The organism is Paraburkholderia terrae, assembly GCF_002902925.1.
Lineage (GTDB): Bacteria > Pseudomonadota > Gammaproteobacteria > Burkholderiales > Burkholderiaceae > Paraburkholderia > Paraburkholderia terrae.
The window spans coordinates 1,736,764-1,758,791 of the sequence record NZ_CP026112.1 but is presented as its reverse complement, the minus strand read 5'-3'; the positions used below and the strand labels follow the sequence as shown (position 1 = coordinate 1,758,791).

The window sequence follows — 22,028 nt, the reverse complement described above, 5'->3', positions numbered from 1 at the left end:
GATTGCGTGCTTCGTGTCGAGGCGTCTTTCAATGCTCGCCACGGCAGACTGGGACGGCGCGCGATTCGTGCGAAGGACGTTCGATTGCGTGGACAATCGCTTCGACATAAGGATCGTTCACGCCGCATTCCGCAAGCGCAGCGTGCAGCTTGAACACATACTCGGCATTGGTGCCGAACGTGCCCGTCGCGCACCCGATCAGCGGGGCGACGGTCGGCACGGACGAATCGTGCTGGAACTGCTCGCGGGATTCGTCGGCGACGAAGGCAATCGCGTGCGTCTCCTTGCCGTCTTCGAGCGTGATGGGCGCCCAGGTGGGACGGTACGACCCGAGCACCATCTCCCGTATCCAGATGAGCCGCAACTCGTCGTTCGATGTCGCGGCGCGTAGTTGAAACGCGATGCCCCGGGTGTGCCCGCCGGGACGAAGCGCGAGCATCCTGCCTGGGTTGTCCGGGCTTGCGCGGCCCGCTGTCATCTGCAGGCAGAAGCTGCGTTGCCAGCCGTGCAGCGTCGCGACCATCCGCTTGTCGAACTCGATCATCGGGTTCCAGATGAGCGAGCCATAGGCGAATACCCATATCGAGGCGACGTCGGCTGGCTTGTCCCGCAGCGTTGCTCCGAGCGATGCGGCGATCTGTTCGAGCGTCCAGAGGTCCGGCAACGATTCGAAGTGTTGCAGGTATGCGCCTGAGTCAATGATCTGTCTGGTCACCATCTTCGTCGCCCGTGGAGATTGCGTCACATCGGAACATGACGCGGTGATCGGCGACATGTCCCTAGAATGGGCACGAGTATGAAGAAGGCCGCGCGTCGGATAAACCGTTGCTGCGGAAACGCTTTGGCGACGCAGGGGCGACAATCGGGTGACTCATCCGCGAAGCATGTGAAGCAGCGCTGTTGCGCCAGCGAGATGGAATGTGATGGTGCAGGCAGGGTGGGCGCGTGCTTCGCCCGATGACGGCGCGAAGCACGCGTTACGCGCAGCGAATGTGCGCGGTGGGTCGGTGTCAGTCTTGCGGCAGCGGTTGCCCGGGCGCTTGCCAGTGCTCAGTGACGGCCTTGTCGGTGATGCGCACCTTCGCGAGAAGCGGCACATAGCCACGCAACTTGATCTCGCCGACGGCGAGCATTTCTGAACGGTAGATCTCCGGGGTTACTTTGGTGCCGTCCTTGAATTCGACGGTGTATCCATCGATCGGCCCCCATCGGCCCTTCGGTACGGGTTCGACATAAACGTGCAACATTTGATTTTCTCCAGCGGTATGAAAAGAACACTGGGCGGGTCGCACCGGTTCGCCGATCGGTCGGCTGGTCGTCGTCGGTTATCCACCTCTTGTATAAGAGAGTACCGAATCGGGTGATTGGCGCGAGGTAGGAATGTGGTGCTTCGAACGGATAAAAAGGCTCATAAAATCAAAAGGATGCTGGTGTCATTTCATATTGAGAAAAGAGTTTTTCCCATGCGCATCGCTTTCACGATGCCATGCAGCATTCGGTTTTGTGACACGGGCCATGATTTCGCAATGTGGGATTTCGAGTGCCGGTGGTAAGCGCGCGCATGTCGAGCGGGATTTGAAGGCCATTGCGTTCACGCGAACTACGCATCGTCTTCTTCACGATAGACGCGAGGCATATGCAGGCACGGCGTGGTTAGAAATACCTGACCGGTCTTACTCACAACGATTGACCCTCTCGTGTCGAGAATCGAAACGTTCAGGATAAAAACCAGATTGGTGATGTTCCGCTTGTTGTCGGGCGTTTGCCACCACCAGAGTTCGGGCATTTTCAGATTGAGAAAATACATGCCCATGAGGCTGATTCCCGCTTCCGATGTCGGCCCGTTCTTTTTGTGCATCGGTTCACAAGACAAAACCTTTATTGTCTCCAGTTCTCCAATGCCCCAGAAAGCGGCCGAGAAATTTCGCGCGACCAGACCTTCAACCGGTACTCCGTCTGCGCTGCGGACACGGACGAGAGTCGGAACTTTGATTGCCGACTTGTCCGCGGCAGGGTTGAACATCGGTCCAGCGGGTGTTGACGTAAAGCCGATTGCCCCGTCAATCAGGATGTCTTCGTGAGCAAAGCGGGCGGGGGTATCTACGGGTGCCTTGACGATAGGTCCAGTAACCACGGTGTACTCCTTGTTTTGGGCGCAATTGCGACGCGGGATGATTTATCTGCTTTCGAATCGCCGACGAGTGCTGCTCCATTACGTTAGGTCAAGCAGGGTGACTTCGCGTTTTGAAGTGTTGGCAAGCGAACAAAACATCATGGTTCTTCAGCAAGTCCACCACGCCACTCTTCATTCGCCCGCCTCCATACCGGGTGATAACATTTGTTGTCATCCTCATTCCCGGTACACCGTATGCCCGACACCTTCGACCAGCTCGCCGCCCTGATCCGTGGACGTTTCTCCGAACTCAGTCCGCAGTTCCAGATGGGCGCGGCGTTTCTGCTCGATCATCCCGATGAGGTCGCCGTCTCGTCGATGCGCAAGGTGGCCGAGCGCGCGCAGGTGCAACCCGCGTCGCTCGTACGGCTGTCGCAGCAACTGGGCTTTCCGGGCTGGAACGAATTGCGCGACCTGTTCGTCGCGCGGGTGCGCACCCGGCCCGAGCCGCTGACGAGCCGCGCCCGCTCGCTCGTCAAGGGTCACGCGAAAGACGCGCTCGCGCACGATCTGCTGGTCGCGCAACAGCACAATCTCGAAGTCACGGCCGCGCACAACACGCGCGTCACCGTCGAAGCGGCCAAGCTGTTGCGACGCGCGCCGCACGTGCATGTCGCCGGGTTCCGGTCGTGCTTTCCCGTCGCGTTCGGCTTCGTCTACGGATACCGGCTGTTTCGCTCGTCCGTCTCCCTGCTGTCAGGCGAAGCGGGTACGCTCGAAATGCAGTTGCGCGGCATCGAACGCGACAGCGCGACTGTCGTCGTCAGTTTCGCGCCATATTCCGTCGAGGCGGCGCGCGTCGCTGAAGCCGCGCTGGAAAAGGGCAGCAAGCTGATCGCGATCACCGACAGCGCCGTGTCGCCCATCGCGCTGAACGCCGACAAGGTGTTGATCTTCTCGCACGAAAGCCCGTCGTTCTTCCCGTCGCTGGTGGCGGCGACGGCGATTGCGGAATCGCTGGTCGCGCATCTGCTCGCGCTCGAAGGCACGGACGCCGTCCAGCAACTCGAACTCGCCGAGCAGTCGCTGCACGCGAAGGGCGCCTACGTGCCCTGACCGGCGCCCGCGACCTTCAAGGCCATGTCAAGGCAACAGACGGGCGCGTTGCGTCGTCATTGACAACATATGTTGTAATGAACTATAAATATGCATCGCGTGTTGATTGATGTTCGAGGTGTCGTGTGTCGAAGCAGGGTTGGGAATTGCATCGGATAGCGGGCGAGCCGTTTGAAATCGGCCGTCAGCTTGGCGAACTGGCGCGGCCGGCGTTCGATGCGTACATGCAGCAGAGCGCCGCGTGGCGCGACGTGCAGGCATGGCGCGGTCACGCGTTCGTGCAACATCTGCGTGACGCGGCGCGCGCGCACTGTCCGGATCAGCTAGCCGAACTGGATGGCATGGCGGCGGGTCTCGGCTGGCGGGCCGACGACATTTTCCTGTGGAACTGCCGCGGCGAACTGGTGCATAACACGCCCGACGGCTGTACGACTTTCGCGGCCGTGCGCAGCGGCGACACGCTGATCGTACACAACGAAGACGGTGATCCATTCCTGCTTGGCAAGGGATTGCTCGTCGACATCCAGCCGAAGGGCAAGCCAGGCTTCATCAGCTTCTATTACCCAGGCTCGCTGCCCGGCCACACGTTCGCGGCGAACCGTGCGGGTGTCGCGCAGGCGATCAACAATCTGCGCATCCGTCAGCCGGTGACGGGCGTGCCGCGCATGATCCTGGCGCGCGCGGTGCTCGATCAATCGACGCTCGATCAAGCCTTGCAGCTTCTGCACGACACGCCGCGCGCGAGCGGCTTTCATCACACGCTCGGCGCAGCGGGAGATCGCCGCGTGTTCAGCGTCGAGGCCACGGCAATGCGCTGTTCGGTCGAACGCGTCGAGCGCGTTTCGGGCCACGCTAATCACATGATCCATGCAGGCTGCGAAGCCGAAGCGCAAATCGTCACCGATTCGTCATGCGATCGTCAGGCGCGTGTCGGCGTGCTGCTCGAACAGCGCGGCGCGCAGATCGACGGCGACGCGCTCGTCGACATGCTGCATGACAAGGGGCCTACGGGTCTGCCCATCTACCGCGACGACCCACGCGATCCCGACGGCGAAAACACGCTCGCGACGGCGCTGTTCCAACTCCGTGACGACGGTGTCGCGCTGCGTGTTCACGCGCAACGCGCCGTCGTTTTCGAAACCTTCATTGCACGCACGGCGGCCTGAAAGTCGCTGGCTTCCGCTCACTCAAGGAAAGCGCATGACTACCGTATTCCACCGCATGCCGAAGCAGACCTTGCCCGTCGCCGTCAAAGGCGAGGGCATCGAGATCGTCGATTCGACGGGCAAGCGTTATATCGATGCATCGGGCGGCGCGGCCGTCTCGTGTCTCGGCCACAGCAACCAGCGCGTGATCGATGCGATCAAGCGTCAGGTGCAGGAGCTGCCATACGCGCACACGTCGTTCTTCACGACGCAGCCCGCCGAGGAACTCGCCAGCTATCTCGTCGAACGCGCGCCGCAAGGTCTCGCGCATGTGTATTTCGTGTCGGGCGGATCGGAGGCGATCGAGGCGGCGTTGAAGCTCGCGCGTCAATATTTCGTCGAAGTGGGGCAGCCGCAGCGGCGGCATATCATCGCGCGGCGTCAGAGCTATCACGGCAACACGCTGGGCGCGCTCGCGATCGGCGGCAATGCGTGGCGGCGCGAGCCGTTCCTGCCGCTGCTGATCGACGCGCATCACGTGAGCCCGTGCTATGCGTATCGCGAGCAGCGCGCGGACGAAACGGAAGAGCAGTTCGCGCAGCGTCTCGCCGACGAACTGGAGCAGAAGATTCTCGAACTCGGTTCCGACACGGTCGCCGCATTCGTCGCGGAGACGGTCGTCGGCGCGACAGCGGGCGCGGTGCCGCCCGTGCGCGAGTATTTCCGCAAGATTCGCGCAGTGTGCGATCGTTATGGCGTGTTGCTGATTCTCGATGAAATCATGTCGGGCATGGGCCGCACGGGCCACCTGTTCGCGTGCGAAGAGGACGGCATCTCGCCCGATCTGCTGACCATCGCAAAGGGACTTGGCGCGGGTTATCAGCCGATCGGCGCAACGCTCGTCAGCGACAAAATCTATCAGGCGATCACGGGCGGTTCCGGCTTCTTTCAGCACGGCCACACCTATATCGGCCACGCGACGGCCTGCGCCGCCGCGCTCGAAGTGCAGCGCGTGATCGCCGACGAGCATCTGCTCGACAACGTAAAAGCGCGCGGCGAGCAACTGCGTTCGCTGCTGCGCGAACACTATGCGCAGCATCCGTACATCGGCGACGTGCGCGGACGCGGACTCTTCGTCGGTGTGGAACTGGTGCAGGACCGCGCGACGAAGACGCCGTTCGATGCGAAACTGAAGCTGCATGCCGCGATCAAGCGCGAAGCGTTCCAGCGCGGGCTGATGGTGTACCCGATGGGCGGCACCGTCGACGGCAAGATCGGCGATCATGTGCTGCTCGCGCCGCCGTTCATCTGCACGCCGCGCGATATCGAACAGATCGTCAGTCGCCTGACGGATGCGATCGAAGGCGCGCTCACGGCATCGGGCGCGGCCTGATCAACCCACACACCCTGCACGAAGAGCGATTCATGACCAACCGCCTGCCTTCTTTCGACGCCAGTCACGCGACACCCGACCAGAAAGCCGTGCTCGACGAAATCCTGTCGGGACCGCGCGGCAATCTGAACGGGCCGTTTCTCGGCTGGATTCATAGCCCCGAACTCGCGCAGCATGCGCAGCGCCTCGGCGCCTTTTGCCGCTACAAGACGGGCTTGCCGCTGCGCCTATCGGAACTGGCGATTCTCGTTACGGCCTCGCGCTGGCAGGCGCAGGCCGAGTGGTTCATCCACTATCCGATCGCCATCGACGCCGGCGTGCGCGCCGAAGACGCCGAGGCGATCCGCCTGGGCCAGGCGCCTTCGTTCGCCGACGCCGACGATGCGCTCATCTACGCGTTCGCGACGGAACTGTACGACGCGAAGCGCGTGTCCGACGCGACCTACGCGAAGACGGTCGAGCGCTTCGGCCACGAGGTCGTGATCAATCTGGTCGGGCTGCTCGGCTATTACGCGCTGGTCGCGATGACGCTGAACGTGTTCGGCATGCGCGCGCAAGGGCAGGACTCGTTGCCGTTCCCCGAGTAAGCGCGCGTCAAGCGCGACAAAAGCAAAGGCCCCGGCTGACTTCATGAGTCAGCCGGGGCCTTTGCAGTTTCGACGGCGGCGCGTGATCGTCGAATCAAACGCGCCGCGTTACGTCACGGCAAACAATGCTTAGTTGCCGCGGAACGTCGAGAAGATGCGCTGTTCGACGCTCGGACGCTTGCCCGATTGCGACGAGCCAGCCGTCACGCCGCCGACTTCCGTCGCTCCCGACGTTGCGCCCAATTGCGGCTTGGCGGGCGGATACGCCACGTCATTCTGGTCCAGCGAGCCGTTTTGCTGCGCGGCGACCAGTTCGGCCTGAACTTGCGCGCGCGTCACGGGGCCATTGGCTTGCTGCGCGAACGCGGCAGCGGGAACGATCAGAGCGGATGCGACGACCACTGCGGAAAGAAGCGATTTCATGATGACCTCCGAGAACATTTGTTGATCGGTTCGGTTTGAACACCGATGTCCGAACCGTTGGGCAGAGTGTATTGCCGCGAGGGTGATGAAAAAAGCGGCAGATTGGATAAAGATTCTTGCCGTGGATGAAATAATGGCCATGCGCGCCGCTTCACGGCAGTGCCACCGATATCCGCCTATGATGAAGCTTCGGTCCACGCCCACGGCCCACGGGTTTGGCGCAGCACGCGTGACCGATGCCGACGCCGCGTGATTCCGGGCGGGACCGTCGCGGCCGGCATCGTGGTTGGGAACGCGGCAGCGCGAACGCGACACAGGAGCGACTAATGAAGCGCAAAGCATCAGCAATCTGGCAGGGCGGTCTGCAAGACGGCAAGGGCTCGATCTCCACCGATAGCGGCGTGCTCAAGGACACGCAGTATTCGTTCGCGACGCGCTTCGAAAACGGCATCGGCACGAACCCCGAAGAACTGATTGCGGCGGCGCATGCGGGATGCTTTTCGATGGCGTTGTCGGCGGAACTCGGCAAGGCGAACATCAAACCGGAGCGCATCGCGACCACGGCCACCGTCACGCTCGACAAGGACGGCGGCGGCTTCGCGGTGACGGCCTCGCATCTGGACGTCGTAGTGAAGATTCCGGGCGGCGACAAGGCCGCATTCGACAAGGCAGCGGCCGACGCCAAGGCCGGTTGCCCGATCTCGAAGGTGTTGAACGCAACGATCACGATGGACGCGAAGCTCGAAACCTGAGCAACCTGCGCATCTTCTGCGTTTGCCCGGTCACGAGACAGGCTGGGCAAAACTTCCCATTCCGCACATTACGAACCTTCCGCATCCACTTGCGCGACTGATGGAGCCGCCATGACAACAACACAAGCAGACAAGGCGCGGGCGTTTCGCGCGCTTCACGAGGCCAGCGTGCCGTTCATCATTCCCAATCCGTGGGATATCGGCTCTGCGCGCCTGCTTGAAGCGCTCGGCTTCAAGGCGCTGGCGACCACGAGCGCCGGCTACGCGTTCACGCTGGGCTTGCCGGACAACGCCGTCGGCCGCGAGCAGATGATCCGGCATCTTGCCGAACTCGCGCCGTCGACGGATCTGCCCGTCAGCGCGGACCTCGAAAACGGCTTCGGCGACACGCCTGAAGATGCAGCCGAGACGATACGCCAGGCGGCTGCGGCGGGCGTCGTCGGCGGATCGATCGAGGACGCGACGGGCCGTGCCGGCGATCCCATCTATGCACACGAACTCGCCGTCGAGCGCGTACGCGCCGCCGTGGAAGCCGCCCGCTCGCTGCCGTTTCCGTTCACGCTGACGGCGCGCGCGGAGAACTATCTGAACGGGCGCGCCGATCTCGCCGATACGATCCGCCGCCTGCAGGCTTTCCAGGAAGCGGGCGCCGACGTGCTCTACGCGCCGGGCCTGAAAACGCGCGAGGATATTGCCGCCGTCGTCAGTTCCGTCGACCGGCCCGTCAATGTGCTGATGGGCATGGCGGGCATGCCGTTTTCCGTCGACGATCTCGCGCAGATGGGCGTGAAGCGGATCAGCGTCGGCGGGGCGCTTGCGCGCGCGGCGCTGGGCGCGTTGCTGCGCGCCGCCAATGAGATGCTCGGGCGCGGTACGTTCACGTACACGAGCGAAGCAGCGACGATGAAAGAGGTCACCGACCTGTTTGCGGCCGTGCGCAAGCCCGATTGACGCAGCGTTGCGCGTGGCGCGATCCATTCGCAACCGGGCAGAACGGCACGACGGCGATTCGCGCGAACGGCATGGGCCCGCGTTACGAAGCGTCCGGGCGTTTCGCGGGGTAATGCTGATCGGTTGCCGGCTGCCAGGGCGGCTCCAGGCTGTCTTCAGAACCCGAGTCCCGACCGGCGACGTCCGTATCATAGATATTCGATGCGGCCGCTTTTTCCGCACGCCAGCGCTGGCGCGATGCGTACATCGTCTGCAGCGCGAGGCGTGCCATCTTCACCCATCCGGAGGGGCGCGGGTCCGCCAGCATGCTGAGCGCGCGTGCGTAGTCGAGCGTGAGGCCGGGCGTCCATGCCATCGTCGCCGAGCGTTTTCTGACCTGTGCCGCGACCCAGAGTTCGGGCGTGGTCGCCACGCGCAGGAACGGCTTCCAGCCGCTGCGCTTTCCCCACGCACGCACCGATGCGCCCTCGATCGCCGCTTCCAGCGCTTTCGCGACCGTGCTCGAACAATTGCGGTACGTGAGGTTATAGGTCGTATCGCGACGATACTCGGCCCAGAATCGTGCGAGACGCTCCGGATCGTAGTTTCGGATGCGGATTTGCCGCGTCGACGGGCACCATGCTGCCGATTCCGTCGCGTAGTCCGGCTGGAACACACCGGGCACATCGTTGTCGCGTGTCGCGCGCAGGATCCGCGAGAATTCCTCCGGCGACCTCTCGATTTCAACCGCCGGGTACAGGCTGATATAGATGCCTTCGGCCGTTTCGAGCGCGGCGTGCCCCGTCGAGATCGAGCCGTTCCTGTCGACGGCGGCGATGTAGCGGTCGACGATCGGCTGCCGCCGCGCTTCGGCTTTGACTGTCCCAACGGGCGTCCAGACGTGTACGGTCAGCACGTGCTCGTGCGGTTCGGGCGGACCGTCGAATGAGTCCGGCAGCGGGCGCTTCGGTTCGACGCGTGTGTCCGTCATGGCGGCCGTTGCTTGTGCAGTGGGTTTCTCATCGGCGACGGCGGGATTGACCGCCATTCGCCTGACGCGCATGGCGAGCAGGATCATGTTCCAGCCGCCAAACAGCAAGCCGAATGCCACGCAGTACGCAACGGTGCCCGCATAGTGATCGGGGTAGGGCTGATAGAAGAAGATTGCAATCGCAACCTCCAGCCCACCGCCTGCGGCTGCAATTTTCCACTTCCGGTAGCGGACCACTCTGGCCGCGATGATTTGCAATGCGCCGTCCACGAGAAACAGCGTGCCGAAGATCATCGACAGAATAAAGTTGCCGTGCTCCCCGCCGACCAGCACGAGGGCTGCGGACAGAATGAACGTGATCCCTTTCACGTAGCGCAGGGTGCGCTGGCCGCCCATGCCCGTCCATGCGACGCATACCGTCGCGACGCCCTCGAGCAGCAGCAGGGCGGCAAACGGCATGATGGGGAACCACAGTGCGCCGTCGAGCGCATCGCAGAAAATCGTCACACCGAGCACGACACTCAGGCAACCGACTATCAGCAGTTCGCGCCAGCGGACGCGGAGATAGTCGACACCAAGAAGAATCATCGCGAGACGGACCATGATTTCATCCTTGCTGCATTTCCCGATTGATACAGGCCGGGAGACCAGTTGGACTGCGCTTGCCGCGGGCGTCTTGGGCTATGCCGCGTGACGGGCAACACAACGCATCATAGTGCGATTCTGTGAGATATGAGAAACGGTTGGCGCGATGCAGGCTGAGTGCTGCAGCGCGTGTTTTGTGTGACGATAAGCGGTGAATTTTTACGTTCCCTCCGGCGTAGCGAGCGTGCGTGTCGCCGGCGTTAGAATGCCGGTACCCTTTGCAGCCGGGCAGTTTTAACGAAGGAACGTCACCATGCTCAAGGTCTACGGCTTTTCGAAGGTCAACGCTGTCGCACGCGGCCATACCCGCGACCTGCGCGTGCTGTGGGCGCTCGAAGAGATGCAGTTGCCGTTCGAGCTGGCTGGCATGGACCACCCCGCACACGATCTGAACACGGAAGCCTATCGCCGGCTCAGCCCCTTCGAACAGATCCCGTCGATCGACGACGACGGTTTGGTGGTGTCCGAATCCGCCGCGATCGTCGCCTACCTGGCGAAGAAGTCGGGCCGCCTGATTCCCAGCGACCGCGCCGGCGAAGCGCAGGTGATGCGCTGGAGCTTCGCCGCGATGAACACGGTCGAGCCACCGTTGCTCGGTCTGATGGTGCTCGACTGGACGGCGGATGGCAGCTGCGGCAAGCACCGCGAATTTCTGGTCGGCTGGGCGAACCGGGTGCTGACGAACCTCGAGCGCTGGTTGGCAAACCGCGACTTCGTCGCGACAGACGGTTTCACCGTCGCCGACATTTTGATGACGCACGTGCTCTCCTCGGGCATCAAGGACGAGCGGTTGATCGCGCCGTATCCGGGTGTCGCGTCGTATCGGGATCGGTGCCTGGCCCGGCCCGCGTGGAAGCGGACCATCGATGCGTACTGCGCGCGGGTCGAGGCGGGATAGAGCGTCATCGTCGGCTAGGGCGAGTTCAACGTCACCTTCGCCGCAAAACCTCAGCTTGCCATGCCGATTGCGGTTCTCGCGGCGTCCAACTCTCTCGACACTTCACCCTAAGCGTGCTCGCTCGCAAACAAATTTCGCGAGTCAGTCACTCGCGTCACAATATTTTTCTTCGCGGATCGTCATCACGGGTATGGAACCGCCAAACGCCCCGAGCACGATGACCGAGCAGGACCGCGAAATCGCCGATGCGGTCGCCCGCGAGCGTCCGAGGCTGCGCAATTTCATCCGCCGCCGCGTCATCGATCAGGACGAAGCCGACGACATCCTTCAGGACGTCTTCGAAGAACTCGTCGAGGCCTGGCGGCTGCCGGACCCCGTTGAGCAGGTCGGCGCGTGGCTGTTTCGCGTCGCGAGAAACCGGATCATCGACCGCTTCCGCAAGAAGAAGGAAGTGCCGCTGCCCGATGCCACCAATGCTGAAGAAGCCGATGGCGATTACCGCCTGGACCTGACGCTGCCCTCAGCCGATGCCGGACCCGAGGCCGCTTACGCACGCGCGGCGCTGCTCGACACCTTGCGCGTCGCGCTCGACGAGTTGCCCGCGAACCAGCGCGAGGTGTTCATCGCTCACGAACTGGACGGCCGCAGCTTCAAGGAGATGGCGGCCGCGACGGGTGTCGGCGTCAACACGCTGCTCGCGCGCAAGCGTTACGCGGTCCTGCATCTGCGCGAACGCCTGCGATCGTCCTACGACGACTTCGAGATATGAACCCAAGGAGAATGGAATGAAGTTCCGCCGCAAAATTTTCGCCAAGGCGCTGATGCTCGTGCTGATCATTGCGCTGCTGGGCTGGATCGTCATGAGGCTATGGAACTGGATCATCCCGACCCTCGTGATCGATGCGCATGCAATCGACTATCCGCGTGCGATCGGTCTGCTCGTTCTGTGCCGTATTCTTTTCGGTGGATTCCGGGGACATGGCGGCTGCTACAAAGCCCGGCAATGGCGTCACTGGCAACAGATGACGGAGCAAGAGCGTGAGCGGCTGCGCAACGACCCCACGTCGGCTTCGCGCCAGAACGAGGGAGCGGGCACATGACACGCAATGCCACTTCGGCCTGCAAACAGCCGCCCGGCGTGATCGTCCCAAAGGTCGATTTCGCGCGCTGCGAAGGTAAGGCGGATTGCGCGGTTGTTTGCCCTGAAAACGTATTCGACATCCGCCGCATCGATGCAGCCGATTACCAGGCACTCCGCCCATTACAACGCTTCAAGCTGCGCGTGCATGGGATGAAGGTCGCCTACGCGCCGCGTGCGGACGCGTGCCGCGCATGCGGCCATTGTGTGTCGGCGTGTCCCGAGCACGCCATCACGCTCGTCAGGATGCGCTGAACAGCCGTTTCACATCGAGGTTGAGAAATGACCATGCTCAGTCCACATGAACTGGCTACGCTGATGCTCGTGCGCAGCGCACCCGATCAGATCGATACGACGCGTGTCGAACTCGATACCCTGCTGGATTACCGGCTCATTTCTATCGAGCCGCGCGTTGGCGGATGGCGTCGTCCGATGCTGACGCCCGCCGGCGTGCATCTGCTGGAAGCCACGACGCGTCTCGAACGAAAACACGACGGCGACGCGCTGACGAGGGAAGACGATAATCTGCTCTAGCGACAAAGACGAACCGACGACAAACCGTGCCGCGAACGTCCTGATCCACGGGCTGACATAATCGATCTGTCGCCCATCCACCCAGACATCTCCATGCCCGATACCCCCGCGCGCACGCTACGCGTCGCTCCGCTTTTTGCCCTGCTGCCGTTCCTGCGTCCTTATGCGAGGCGCTGGGCGCTCGCGTTCCTGGCGCTCCTGACGTCGGCGGGCGCGACGCTGGCGCTGCCCGTGGCGTTCAAGTACCTGATCGACCGTGGCTTCGCGAGCGGCGACCGCACGCATATCGATCGCTACTTCATCGCGCTGTTCATCGTTTCGCTGATTCTCGCCGCCGCGACGGCGCTGCGCTTCTATTGGGTGTCGTGGCTCGGCGAACGGGTTACGGCCGATTTGCGGCGGGCCGTCTACGACCACGTGATGCGGATGAGCCCGCAATTCTTCGAGACTACGCAGACGGGCGAGGTGCTGTCGCGGCTCACCACCGACACGACGCTGATCCAGACCGTGGTTGGCACGAGCCTGTCGCTTGGACTGCGCAATGTGCTGCTGGCCGTTGGCGGCATTGCGATGCTGATCACCACGAGCCCCGTGCTGTCCGGCTACATCATCGCGACGCTGGTCGTGGTGGTCGCGCCCATCGTGATCTTCGGGCGGCGCGTGCGGCGGCTTTCGCGCGCGAGCCAGGACAAGATCGCGAACGCCAGCGCGCTGGCGGGTGAAGTGCTCAATGCAATGCCGACCGTGCAGTCGTACACGCAGGAGACCTATGAGGCGAAGCGCTTCGGTAGCGCTGTGGAACTGGCCTTCGACACAGCGCTCACACGCATTCGTGCGCGCGCGTCGCTGACGGCAGTGGTGATCGTGTTCGTGTTCGCCGCCGTCGTGTTCGTGCTCTGGCTGGGCGCACAGGCGGTACTCGCTGGACAGATGACAGCGGGTCAGCTGTCCCAGTTCATCCTGTATGCGGTTTTCACGGCGGGTGCGGTGGGCGCCGTCGCCGAAGTGTGGGGCGATCTGCAGCGGGCTGCAGGCGCAACGGAACGGCTACTGCAACTGCTGGCCGCGCGTTCGCCAGTGGAGGAGGCCGGGACGACCGTGCCGCTTCCGGCGCATGGAGACGGCATCCGCTTTCACGACGTCAGCTTCTCCTACCCGTCGCGTCCCGGCATCGCCGCGCTCTCAGGCTTCTCGCTCGATGTGCGTCCGGGTGAGCATGTCGCGCTGGTCGGGCCGTCTGGCGCGGGCAAGACAACGCTGTTTCAACTGCTCTTGCGCTTTTACGAACCGCAGTCCGGCGACATACTGATCAACGGTGTGTCGACGAATCAGGTATCGCTCGCGTCGTTGCGCAAGGCGATTGGCGTGGTGTTGCAGGAATCGGTGATCTTTTCGGGCAGCGTGCTCGACAACATCCGCTACGGGATGCCCGACGCAACGCTCGCGCAAGTTCAGCGCGCCGCCGGGATGGCGGCTGCCGCTGGTTTTATCGAAGAACTGCCGCAAGGGTATGACACGTTCCTGGGGGAGCGCGGTGTGCGACTGTCCGGCGGACAGCGTCAGCGCCTTGCGATTGCGCGCGCGATTCTCAAGAACCCGCCCATCCTGCTGCTCGACGAAGCGACCAGCGCACTCGATGCCGCGAGCGAACGGCTCGTGCAAACGGCGCTGGACAATGCCGCGCTGAACCGCACTACGCTTGTCATCGCGCATCGGCTTGCTACTGTGCAGCAAGCGGATCGTATCGTTGTTCTGGACCAGGGCCGCATTGTCGCGCAAGGCCGTCACGCAGAGCTTCTACAGAGTTCGCCGCTTTATGCGCAGCTTGCGGCACTGCAGTTTGGTGAACTGCATGGGAAGAGTGTGGAGCGTGACGTCTTGCGCGCTCACGTTGGATTGCAGTGAGCCGGTCAGGCGAACTTGCACAGCCGTCGGCTGCACTCGCCCGCGAACAGTTCTCCATTCTGATCGCCGCAAGTACAGCAGCATAGCGGGACGCGTCTGATTGCGACGCTCCCGTCCACTTCATGCAATCGTCACCGTAGCCGGGTGCGACGACTCTAGTCCGCCCGCACCTTCACATACCTGCCAGGCGCCGGTTCGATCGGCTTGTGTTTCGCGTTGCCCAGCACCTTGCGCGCTTTCACCTGCTCACCCGCATGCTGCTTAAGCCAAACGATCCAATGATTCCACCAGCTACCCGGCTGTTCTTCGGCAGACGTCAGCCATGCATCGGCTTCGCTGGCAGACTCGTCGCTCGTCCAATAGCTGCGCTTGTTCTTCGAAGCGGGATTGACGACGCCAGCGATATGCCCGCTAGCGCCCAGCACGAATTCGACCTTACCGCCTAGCAGTTGTGTCGAGCGCCACGCGGATTGCCATGGAACGATGTGATCCTCCTGCGTTGCAAGCAGATAGCTGGGCATGTCGATGCGCTTGAGATCGACGGGCGTGCCGCACATCGTGAGCTTGCCGGGCACGCGGAGATTGTTCTCCAGGTACATGTTGCGCAGATACCAGCTATACATCGGCCCGGGAAGATTCGTCGTGTCCGCGTTCCAGTACAGCAGATCGAATGCGGCAGGCGTCTTCCCTTTCAGATAATTGTTCACGACGTACGGCCAGATCAGATCGTTCGCGCGTAACGTCTGAAAGGTGAAGCCGAGCTCACGTCCGGGATACAGCCCACCGCGTCCGATTGTCTGCTCGCGCATCGACACACCCGCTTCGTCGACGAATACGCCAAGGTCACCCGGTTCGCTGAAGTCGAGCAACGCTGTCAGCAAGGTCACGCTGGATACCGACTCGTCGCCATTGGCGCGCATCACCGCGAGTGCGGACGACAGCATCGTACCGCCGACGCACCAGCCCAATGCATTGACCTTGTCGGCGCGACTGATGGCGCGCGTCACTTCGATGGCCTTCATCACACCGTGTTCGAGGTAATCGTCCCAGCGGGTATTCGCCGTCTGTGCATCTGCATTGCGCCAGGACACCATGAACACGGTGAGACCCTGTTCATTGGCGAAGCGCACAAAGGAGTTCTGAGGCTGCAGGTCCAGAATGTAGAACTTGTTGATGCAAGGCGGGACGATCACCAGCGGGCGCTGCGCGACCGTTGGCGTGAGCGGCGCGTACTGGATCAGCTGGAACAGATCGTTCTCGAATACCACCGACCCTTCGGACACCGCGACGCTGCGGCCCACTTCGAATGCGCTCTGATCGGTAATCGAAATGGTGCCTTGCTTCATGTCCTCCAGCAGATGCGTGAGGCCCGCCAGCAGACTGCTCCCGCTGGTTTCGAGCGCACGCCGGATCACTTCGGGATTGGTCGCGGCAAAATTCGAAGGGCTCGCCAGGTCGATGAACTGCCGCATGTAAAAACGGAGTTTCTGTTTTTCCTTCTCATTCAACGCGCTTGCCTCGGTCATGTCTTCGAGCATCTGCGCGTTGATCAGATAGTTTTCCTTCAGAAAGCCAAACCAGCCATTTTCGGACCATTCTTCGGCATGAAAGCGCCGGTCGCCACGCGTTGGCTCCACGACCGGCTTCCCGCCCGGCTGTGCGCCGAGCACGCGAGTCAAGGCGCTGTTCCAAAGCTCTGCTTGCTGTTGCCAGTATCGGGTGCTGGCACGCATCATGATGTTTCGCGCGCCGGATGCGACGGGATGGATCTCGTTGCCATCGGCGTCCGTCACGGTCACGTCGGGACCGTCGGTTAGCGGCAGCCCTCGCCAGAAACTGAAGCTGGCATCGAGCCAGCCTGTAGAAAACTCATCCGGCATGCTAAATAACATCTTCATATCAAATCCCGACCATTACCTTTTATTCACTGAAAGTTCCGCGGATGTCTTGCCCAGATCGTCGCGCGAAGTGGGCATGACGAGCGCGTCGCCTTCTATCACTACCTTGCCGCCGACCGTGCAGATCGTCGACATCACCACGCGGCGTTTTTCCGGAATCAGTTCCTTGATGGTCACTTCTGCGTGTACTGTGTCGCCTGGGCGTACGGGAGCCTTGAATCGAAGATTCTGCCCAAGGTAGATGGTGCCCGGACCCGGCAACCGGCCGGCGATGGTCGCGGAGATGATGCTCGCGGTGAGCATGCCGTGCGCGATGCGCCCCTTGAAGGGTGTCGTCTGCGCAAATTGCTCGTTGATGTGAACCGCGTTCATGTCGCCCGACGCACCAGCGAACAACAGAATGTCGGCCTCGGTGATGGTCTTGGCAAAGCTGGCGCTCATGCCAGGTTGCAGGTCTTCGTAGTCGTAACCGTTCAGGTCGTTCATGCGTTTATCCAGTTGCCGGCGTGCATTCCCCACCTTCATCGTGTCTCGGCACGTCATGGAGCTGCATCGTTCGGTTAGTCCGAGCGGTTTGTCGTGCCTGCTATCGTACTGTCATGGTCTGTCGATGCCCGTGTCCAAACCTGCCGTTGCAGTGACAAAGCAGGCCATGCTGGCCATCATGGCAAAGCGGGATCGTCGCGCGCTGGCGTGCGCCAGTGCGTCGAGATCAATGCTCCGGGTGGAAACCGACGCGGGTGATGACCGGGTCGGCGGTATCGTCATTTCGACCGGCTGTTTCGCCAGTCACGCGGCGTCATACGAAATTGCGAAGTGAACCACTTCGTGAACGAGCCCTGTTGCGAATAGCCCAGCAGCGCTGAGACCCGGCCGATCGGATAACGTGGATTGCTCATATAGCGCACGGCCAGTTCGCGCCGCACTTCCTCGACGAGCGTCGAGAAGCTGGTCTCCGCCGATTCAAGCTGCCGCTGCATGGTGCGTACGCTCAGACCCAGCTGCCGCGAAACCAGTTCGACCGTGGCTTGCTCGAGCGGTAGCAGCAGGTAAATCGCCTTGCGCACTTCGAGCGCGGCGGAGTCGTCACTCGCCGCGTTCATCGGCGTGGCGAGGCTTTCGGCGTATCGCACCAGTTCTGGATCAGCGGCAGGATTCGGGTAGTCGAGATCCGCCGCCGCACAGACGAAGCCGTTGAAGTCGCTTCCGAACTGCATTTGACAGCCGAAGAAGCGTCGATGAAACGTCAGGTCGGCGGGTCCGGCATGAACAAAATGGACAGTGCGCGGCTTCCAGTGGTCGCTGAGCAGAGCGCTGGCGTGGCGCGCGAGGACGGCCACCGCCAGCTCGATCGCCTGCTTTGTCGGGGTACCCGGTTCAACGACGAGTTCCTCCCTGATCGTGACCGTGTCGCCCGCGTTCTCGACGTAGACCGCCAGCGCTTCGTTGAGCAGATGCCGGTATTCGGCGGCGGCGAGCAGCACCTCGCGCAATGTGCGTTTGTGGGCGAGCAGGATATTGACCACGCCCGTCCCGAACTTCTGGCGGGTTTCCGCCATTTGCAGGGCGAAGGTCGGGCAAGACGCCATATCGGCCGTCAGTTCGATGAGGCGGCAGCAGGCGGCGGCCGGCACGCGATCGTCGGGATTGGCGAGCGCTGCCGCATCGATCCCGACCTGCTGCACGAGCTCGAACGGGTTCAGTCCGAGCCGCCGTGTCACATCGAAATAGCCGCCCATCGCTACCGACCGCAGCATCGTTTCCATCGCTACTCCCGTTTGAACGTGTAGGCGGCCAGCTCGCGCCTGCAACAGGCTAGGTGTTTTCACGGAGTGGCATGCAACGCTAAAACAATGGCGCCCAATCACAAAAGTGTAGCGCGTGATTCCCGTACTGTGCGGATATCGGTTCTGGTGTTTTCGCTGATACGACGCGACACCGGAAGGCCATCACCCCACATCGGAGATCAAAGATGCAGTTTCTCGACGATTCGCTCCACCCGGAGAACCAGGACAAGGTCGTTATCACCACCGCCCCGTATGGTCCGGAATGGATGCCGGCTGACTTCCCGGAAGACATTCCGGTGACGATGGACCAGCAGATCCAGAAGGCCGTCGACTGCTACAACGCCGGCGCCACCGTGCTTCACCTGCACGTGCGCGAACTGGACGGCAAGGGCTCGAAGCGCCTGTCGAAGTTCAACGAACTCATCGCGGGTGTGCGCGCCGCCGTGCCCGACATGATCATCCAGGTGGGCGGTTCGATATCGTTTGCACCGGAAAACGACGGACAGGCCGCGAAGTGGCTCTCCGACGATACGCGTCACATGCTGGCCGATCTCGACCCGAAGCCGGACCAGGTGACGGTCGCGATCAACACGACGCAAATGAACATCATGGAGTTGCTCTATCCGGAATACCTGGCGGGCACGTCGCTGTCCAATCCGGCGTTCATGGCTGCCTACAGCGAGATGACCGTGCCGGCGGGCCCGGCATGGGTCGAGGAACATCTGCGCCGCCTGCAGGCCTCGGGCATTCAGCCGCACTTCCAGCTGACGGGCATCCACGCTCTTGAAACGCTCGAGCGCCTCGTGCGCAAGGGCGTCTACAAGGGGCCGCTGAACCTGACGTGGATCGGCATCGGTGGCGGCTTCGACGGCCCGAACCCGTTCAATTTCTTCAATTTCGTGCATCGCGCGCCGGATGGCTGCACGCTGACTGCCGAGTCGTTGCTCAAGAACGTGTTGCCGTTCAACATGATGGCAATGTCGATGGGCCTGCATCCTCGCTGCGGTATCGAAGACACGATCATCGACCAGCACGGCAATCGCTTCACGTCGGTGCAGCAGATCGAGCAGTGCGTGCGGGTCGCGCGCGAACTCGGACGCGAAATTGCCACCGGCAAGGAAGCACGTGAGATCTACCGCATCGGCGTGCAGTACGAGACGGCCGATGAGACGCTCGCGGCTAACGGCATGGCGCCGAACCGCGAGACGGGCGTCAGGAACCTGCCGCTGCGCGCGGCGTGACGGTGGGCGTGCAGGTGAGGCGTCGATTGTCGTAAAAGGCGGGACTCCCCGGTTAGCGCCGGGGAGCGAGTTGCGATATCCATAAGCGGTCGCTGTGCCCTGCGGGCAAAGACGGCCGCTATCAAGCGGGACAGAGGAGACACATCATGCTCATGCAGCATGCCGAACCCACGGCGGGCAATGTACCCGTCACACAGGCGGACGTACGCGGCTATGCCTGGATCGTATTTGCCCTGACGGTCGGGCTGCTGCTCTCCGACTACATGTCGCGGCAGGTGCTGAACGCCGTGTTTCCGCTGCTCAAGGCCACATGGGGCCTGTCCGATACCCGGCTGGGTTCGCTGAGCAGCGTGGTCGCGCTGATGGTCGGCGTGCTCACCTTTCCGCTGTCGGTGCTTGCCGACCGCTGGGGGCGCGTGAAGAGCATCGTCCTGATGGCTGCGATGTGGAGTCTCGCGACGCTGGGCTGCGCGATCTCGACGAACTATGGCGAGATGCTGCTGGCGCGGGCGTTCGTCGGTATCGGCGAAGCTGCCTACGGCAGTGTCGGGATCGCAGTGGTCCTGAGCATTTTCCCCGCACGGCTGCGCTCCACGCTGACGGGCACGTTCATGGCGGGCGGGGCGTTCGGCTCAGTGCTGGGCATGGCCCTGGGCGGCGCGGTTGCGGCCCAGATGGGCTGGCGCATGGCGTTTGGCGCGATGGCGGCGATGGGGATCGTGCTGGTGATCGTCTACCGGCTCGTCGTTACCGAAAAGCGTCTCGCGCTGCTGCAGCCGGCAAGCCTGAACAAGGCGGAAGGGCTCGGTGTGCGGATGAGCCTGCGCGCGCTGATGAAGGGGCTGTTCTCGACGAAGTCCGTCGTGTGCGCCTATGTCGGCAGCGGGGTCCATCTGCTGGTTCCCGCCGCTGTGTGGGCGTGGATGCCGAGTTTCCTGAATCGCTACTACGGCATGCCCATCGGCAAGGCCGCGACGAGCGCGGCAGTGTTCGTGCTGGTGACGGGCCTTGGCATGGTGGTGTGCGGCAGTCTCGCCGACCGGCTCAGCAAGAGTGGACGCGAACGGAAGTGGAGCGCCGCGATTGCCTTCTGCCTGGCGTGCTTCACCCTGCTCGTGATCGGCTTTCGCATGCCTGCGGGTCCGTTGCAACTGATCGTGATTGGCGTGGGAATGTTCTTCTGCGCAGGGGCGAGCGGCCCGTCGGGTGCGATGGTGGCCAACCTCACGCCGCCGTCGATTCACGCATCGGCGTTTGCGACCCTGACGCTCGCGAACAACTTGCTGGGTCTGGCACCCGCCGCCGTGCTCACGGGCCTGGTTGCCGACCGGCTCGGACTGCTTGGTGCATTGCAACTCGTGCCGTTTGCGCCGCTCATTGCAGCTATCGCGTTCTTTATCGGCAAGCGGAATTACGCGAGCGATCTCGATCGCCTGAATACGCTGCGCGAAGAGGCCGCACACTGATTGACCGATGGCAGCGCGTGCGTTACGCCGCGCGCCAAAACTAATTCGCAGTTGAGTAATGGATAGGAGATTCAACATGGCAAAGGCAGTGCGCTTCCATGAAACGGGTGGTCCCGAAGTCTTGCGCTACGAGGACGTTGAAGTGGGCGATCCCGGCCAGGGGCAGGTCCGCCTGCGTCACGAGGCAGTGGGCCTGAATTTCGCCGACACGTATTTCCGCAGCGGCCTCTACCCGGTCCCACTGCCTGCAGGCATGGGCGTCGAGGCGGCGGGCGTGGTCGAATCGATTGGCCCGGGCGTGACGAACGTCGCGGTGGGCGATCGCGTGACCTACACTGGATTCGTCAATACGCTTGGCGCTTATAGCACCGAACGCCTGGTTCCCGCAGGTCCGCTCATCAAGCTGCCCGATGCGATCTCCTGCGAAACGGCTGCTGGTATGACCATGCGCGGCCTGACCGCGTCGTATCTGATGCGCCGCATCCACGACTTCAAGGCGGGCGACGTCATCCTGCTGCATGCGGCTGCGGGTGGCGTCGGACTGATCGTGTCGCAATGGGCGAAGCTGCTGGGCCTGACCGTGATCGGCACGGTTTCGACGGAAGCCAAGGGTGAGATTGCCCGTGCGCATGGCTGCGACCACGTCATCTACTACGGCCGGGAGAATGTTGCGAAGCGCGTGCGCGAACTGACGGATGGCGTCGGCGTGAACGTGGTGTTCGACAGCGTCGGCAAGGATACCTTCGAGGCTTCGCTCGATTCGCTCAAGCGTCGCGGTCTGATGGTCTGCGTGGGCACGGCGTCGGGTCCGATCCCGCCGTTCAATCCGCAGATGCTGGCGGTGAAGGGCTCGCTGTATATGACGCGCCCGGCGCTGGCCGACTATATCGCCGACCCCGCCGAAAAAGACGAACTGGCAGGCGAAATCTTCGGGCATATCGCCGCGGGCCGGATCAAGATCGAGCTCAACCAGCGTTACGCGCTCGAGGATGCGGCGCAAGCGCACCGTGACCTGGAAGCGCGCAAGACGACCGGCTCGTCGGTCTTCGTCATCTGAGGAGCAAGC

Annotated in this window: 23 protein-coding genes; 15 read left to right on the top strand and 8 right to left on the bottom strand. The window is 62.6% G+C overall.

Annotation, left to right across the window (positions count from 1 at the left end; translation table 11 throughout):
• Positions 1 to 28 precede the first annotated feature (28 nt).
• The 3 genes from C2L65_RS24015 to C2L65_RS45620 all read right to left on the bottom strand — a co-directional run bounded on the left by C2L65_RS24015 (position 29) and on the right by C2L65_RS45620 (position 2,134).
• Positions 29 to 718: a gamma-glutamylcyclotransferase gene (locus C2L65_RS24015; RefSeq protein ID WP_042309005.1), complete on the bottom strand. Its 690-nt coding sequence runs from the start codon at positions 716 to 718 to the stop codon at positions 29 to 31.
• Positions 719 to 1,010: 292 nt separating this feature from the next.
• The gene (locus C2L65_RS24010; protein WP_042308937.1) at positions 1,011 to 1,247 is read right to left on the bottom strand and encodes a hypothetical protein; all 237 of its coding nucleotides are present in this window, start codon (positions 1,245 to 1,247) and stop codon (positions 1,011 to 1,013) included.
• A 353-nt stretch (positions 1,248 to 1,600) separates the two neighbouring features.
• Positions 1,601 to 2,134 (bottom strand): hypothetical protein, encoded by a 534-nt coding sequence (locus C2L65_RS45620; protein WP_143036589.1) that lies wholly within the window; start codon positions 2,132 to 2,134, stop codon positions 1,601 to 1,603.
• A 234-nt stretch (positions 2,135 to 2,368) separates the two neighbouring features.
• Between C2L65_RS45620 and C2L65_RS24000 the strand changes: the two genes are divergently transcribed.
• The 4 genes from C2L65_RS24000 (at position 2,369) to C2L65_RS23985 (ending at position 6,354) form a co-directional block, all read left to right on the top strand.
• Complete coding sequence (locus C2L65_RS24000; protein WP_035988276.1) at positions 2,369 to 3,229, top strand: MurR/RpiR family transcriptional regulator; 861 nt, start codon at positions 2,369 to 2,371, stop codon at positions 3,227 to 3,229.
• 125 nt (positions 3,230 to 3,354) lie between these two features.
• Positions 3,355 to 4,395: a C45 family autoproteolytic acyltransferase/hydrolase gene (locus tag C2L65_RS23995; RefSeq protein ID WP_042308933.1), complete on the top strand. Its 1,041-nt coding sequence runs from the start codon at positions 3,355 to 3,357 to the stop codon at positions 4,393 to 4,395.
• A gap of 34 nt (positions 4,396 to 4,429) precedes the next feature.
• A complete protein-coding gene (locus C2L65_RS23990) occupies positions 4,430 to 5,767 on the top strand; it encodes an aspartate aminotransferase family protein (protein ID WP_042308931.1) in 1,338 nt (445 codons plus the stop codon).
• A 32-nt stretch (positions 5,768 to 5,799) separates the two neighbouring features.
• Entirely contained in the window at positions 5,800 to 6,354 is a 555-nt protein-coding gene (locus tag C2L65_RS23985) for a carboxymuconolactone decarboxylase family protein (protein ID WP_042308929.1), read from the top strand.
• Between the two features lie 129 nt (positions 6,355 to 6,483).
• Here the strand turns inward: C2L65_RS23985 and C2L65_RS23980 are convergent, their stop codons facing one another.
• Complete coding sequence (locus C2L65_RS23980; RefSeq protein WP_042309004.1) at positions 6,484 to 6,777, bottom strand: DUF4148 domain-containing protein; 294 nt, start codon at positions 6,775 to 6,777, stop codon at positions 6,484 to 6,486.
• A gap of 326 nt (positions 6,778 to 7,103) precedes the next feature.
• Here C2L65_RS23980 and C2L65_RS23975 point away from each other — a divergent pair, with 326 nt between their 5' ends.
• Both C2L65_RS23975 and C2L65_RS23970 read left to right on the top strand, forming a co-directional pair.
• Positions 7,104 to 7,529: an OsmC family protein gene (locus C2L65_RS23975; RefSeq protein ID WP_035988268.1), complete on the top strand. Its 426-nt coding sequence runs from the start codon at positions 7,104 to 7,106 to the stop codon at positions 7,527 to 7,529.
• A gap of 111 nt (positions 7,530 to 7,640) precedes the next feature.
• Complete coding sequence (locus C2L65_RS23970; protein ID WP_042308926.1) at positions 7,641 to 8,480, top strand: isocitrate lyase/PEP mutase family protein; 840 nt, start codon at positions 7,641 to 7,643, stop codon at positions 8,478 to 8,480.
• A gap of 82 nt (positions 8,481 to 8,562) precedes the next feature.
• On the opposite strand, the gene C2L65_RS23965 is transcribed toward C2L65_RS23970, so the two are convergent.
• On the bottom strand, positions 8,563 to 10,053 hold the full coding sequence (locus tag C2L65_RS23965; RefSeq protein WP_042308924.1) for an HdeD family acid-resistance protein: 1,491 nt from the start codon (positions 10,051 to 10,053) through the stop codon (positions 8,563 to 8,565).
• Positions 10,054 to 10,348: 295 nt separating this feature from the next.
• On the opposite strand from C2L65_RS23965, the gene C2L65_RS23960 reads away from it, so the two are divergent.
• From C2L65_RS23960 to C2L65_RS23935, 6 genes are all read left to right on the top strand, one after another.
• Complete coding sequence (locus C2L65_RS23960) at positions 10,349 to 10,993, top strand: glutathione S-transferase family protein (RefSeq protein ID WP_042308922.1); 645 nt, start codon at positions 10,349 to 10,351, stop codon at positions 10,991 to 10,993.
• A 190-nt stretch (positions 10,994 to 11,183) separates the two neighbouring features.
• Positions 11,184 to 11,762: an RNA polymerase sigma factor gene (locus C2L65_RS23955; protein WP_042308920.1), complete on the top strand. Its 579-nt coding sequence runs from the start codon at positions 11,184 to 11,186 to the stop codon at positions 11,760 to 11,762.
• A gap of 16 nt (positions 11,763 to 11,778) precedes the next feature.
• On the top strand, positions 11,779 to 12,093 hold the full coding sequence (locus tag C2L65_RS23950; RefSeq protein ID WP_042308918.1) for a hypothetical protein: 315 nt from the start codon (positions 11,779 to 11,781) through the stop codon (positions 12,091 to 12,093).
• The gene (locus C2L65_RS23945) at positions 12,090 to 12,386 is read left to right on the top strand and encodes a 4Fe-4S dicluster domain-containing protein (protein ID WP_042308916.1); all 297 of its coding nucleotides are present in this window, start codon (positions 12,090 to 12,092) and stop codon (positions 12,384 to 12,386) included. Before C2L65_RS23950 ends, C2L65_RS23945 begins: the two co-directional genes overlap by 4 nt.
• Before the next feature lie 27 nt (positions 12,387 to 12,413).
• Positions 12,414 to 12,665, top strand: a complete 252-nt coding sequence (locus C2L65_RS23940; protein ID WP_081921006.1) for a hypothetical protein — start codon at positions 12,414 to 12,416, stop codon at positions 12,663 to 12,665.
• Between the two features lie 93 nt (positions 12,666 to 12,758).
• Entirely contained in the window at positions 12,759 to 14,570 is a 1,812-nt protein-coding gene (locus C2L65_RS23935) for an ABC transporter transmembrane domain-containing protein (RefSeq protein ID WP_042308915.1), read from the top strand.
• Positions 14,571 to 14,725: 155 nt separating this feature from the next.
• On the opposite strand, the gene phaC is transcribed toward C2L65_RS23935, so the two are convergent.
• The 3 genes from phaC to C2L65_RS23920 form a co-directional block, all read right to left on the bottom strand.
• Positions 14,726 to 16,468 (bottom strand): class I poly(R)-hydroxyalkanoic acid synthase, encoded by a 1,743-nt coding sequence (gene phaC, locus C2L65_RS23930; RefSeq protein WP_042308913.1) that lies wholly within the window; start codon positions 16,466 to 16,468, stop codon positions 14,726 to 14,728.
• Between the two features lie 15 nt (positions 16,469 to 16,483).
• A complete protein-coding gene (locus C2L65_RS23925) occupies positions 16,484 to 16,954 on the bottom strand; it encodes a MaoC family dehydratase (protein ID WP_042308912.1) in 471 nt (156 codons plus the stop codon).
• Positions 16,955 to 17,232: 278 nt separating this feature from the next.
• A complete protein-coding gene (locus C2L65_RS23920; protein WP_042308910.1) occupies positions 17,233 to 18,234 on the bottom strand; it encodes an AraC family transcriptional regulator in 1,002 nt (333 codons plus the stop codon).
• 206 nt (positions 18,235 to 18,440) lie between these two features.
• Here C2L65_RS23920 and C2L65_RS23915 point away from each other — a divergent pair, with 206 nt between their 5' ends.
• The 3 genes from C2L65_RS23915 (at position 18,441) to C2L65_RS23905 (ending at position 22,019) form a co-directional block, all read left to right on the top strand.
• Positions 18,441 to 19,496, top strand: coding sequence for a beta-keto acid cleavage family enzyme (locus tag C2L65_RS23915; protein WP_042308908.1), 1,056 nt, complete (start codon positions 18,441 to 18,443; stop codon positions 19,494 to 19,496).
• Positions 19,497 to 19,642: 146 nt separating this feature from the next.
• A complete protein-coding gene (locus C2L65_RS23910; protein WP_042308905.1) occupies positions 19,643 to 20,962 on the top strand; it encodes an MFS transporter in 1,320 nt (439 codons plus the stop codon).
• Between the two features lie 76 nt (positions 20,963 to 21,038).
• A complete protein-coding gene (locus C2L65_RS23905; RefSeq protein WP_042308903.1) occupies positions 21,039 to 22,019 on the top strand; it encodes a quinone oxidoreductase family protein in 981 nt (326 codons plus the stop codon).
• Positions 22,020 to 22,028: the final 9 nt, after the last annotated feature.

Coding starts and splice junctions, on each gene's coding strand:
- C2L65_RS23940 (WP_081921006.1), top strand. CDS start 12,414: ATGACCATGCTCAGTCCACATGAACTGGCTACGCTGATGCTCGTGCGC.
- C2L65_RS23945 (WP_042308916.1), top strand. CDS start 12,090: ATGACACGCAATGCCACTTCGGCCTGCAAACAGCCGCCCGGCGTGATC.
- C2L65_RS23950 (WP_042308918.1), top strand. CDS start 11,779: ATGAAGTTCCGCCGCAAAATTTTCGCCAAGGCGCTGATGCTCGTGCTG.
- C2L65_RS23910 (WP_042308905.1), top strand. CDS start 19,643: ATGCTCATGCAGCATGCCGAACCCACGGCGGGCAATGTACCCGTCACA.
- C2L65_RS23920 (WP_042308910.1), bottom strand. CDS start 18,234: ATGGAAACGATGCTGCGGTCGGTAGCGATGGGCGGCTATTTCGATGTG.
- C2L65_RS23965 (WP_042308924.1), bottom strand. CDS start 10,053: ATGGTCCGTCTCGCGATGATTCTTCTTGGTGTCGACTATCTCCGCGTC.
- C2L65_RS23985 (WP_042308929.1), top strand. CDS start 5,800: ATGACCAACCGCCTGCCTTCTTTCGACGCCAGTCACGCGACACCCGAC.
- C2L65_RS23915 (WP_042308908.1), top strand. CDS start 18,441: ATGCAGTTTCTCGACGATTCGCTCCACCCGGAGAACCAGGACAAGGTC.
- C2L65_RS23905 (WP_042308903.1), top strand. CDS start 21,039: ATGGCAAAGGCAGTGCGCTTCCATGAAACGGGTGGTCCCGAAGTCTTG.
- phaC (WP_042308913.1), bottom strand. CDS start 16,468: ATGAAGATGTTATTTAGCATGCCGGATGAGTTTTCTACAGGCTGGCTC.
- C2L65_RS23960 (WP_042308922.1), top strand. CDS start 10,349: ATGCTCAAGGTCTACGGCTTTTCGAAGGTCAACGCTGTCGCACGCGGC.
- C2L65_RS23970 (WP_042308926.1), top strand. CDS start 7,641: ATGACAACAACACAAGCAGACAAGGCGCGGGCGTTTCGCGCGCTTCAC.
- C2L65_RS24015 (WP_042309005.1), bottom strand. CDS start 718: ATGGTGACCAGACAGATCATTGACTCAGGCGCATACCTGCAACACTTC.
- C2L65_RS23955 (WP_042308920.1), top strand. CDS start 11,184: ATGGAACCGCCAAACGCCCCGAGCACGATGACCGAGCAGGACCGCGAA.
- C2L65_RS23975 (WP_035988268.1), top strand. CDS start 7,104: ATGAAGCGCAAAGCATCAGCAATCTGGCAGGGCGGTCTGCAAGACGGC.
- C2L65_RS23990 (WP_042308931.1), top strand. CDS start 4,430: ATGACTACCGTATTCCACCGCATGCCGAAGCAGACCTTGCCCGTCGCC.
- C2L65_RS24000 (WP_035988276.1), top strand. CDS start 2,369: ATGCCCGACACCTTCGACCAGCTCGCCGCCCTGATCCGTGGACGTTTC.
- C2L65_RS23935 (WP_042308915.1), top strand. CDS start 12,759: ATGCCCGATACCCCCGCGCGCACGCTACGCGTCGCTCCGCTTTTTGCC.
- C2L65_RS23925 (WP_042308912.1), bottom strand. CDS start 16,954: ATGAACGACCTGAACGGTTACGACTACGAAGACCTGCAACCTGGCATG.
- C2L65_RS24010 (WP_042308937.1), bottom strand. CDS start 1,247: ATGTTGCACGTTTATGTCGAACCCGTACCGAAGGGCCGATGGGGGCCG.
- C2L65_RS23980 (WP_042309004.1), bottom strand. CDS start 6,777: ATGAAATCGCTTCTTTCCGCAGTGGTCGTCGCATCCGCTCTGATCGTT.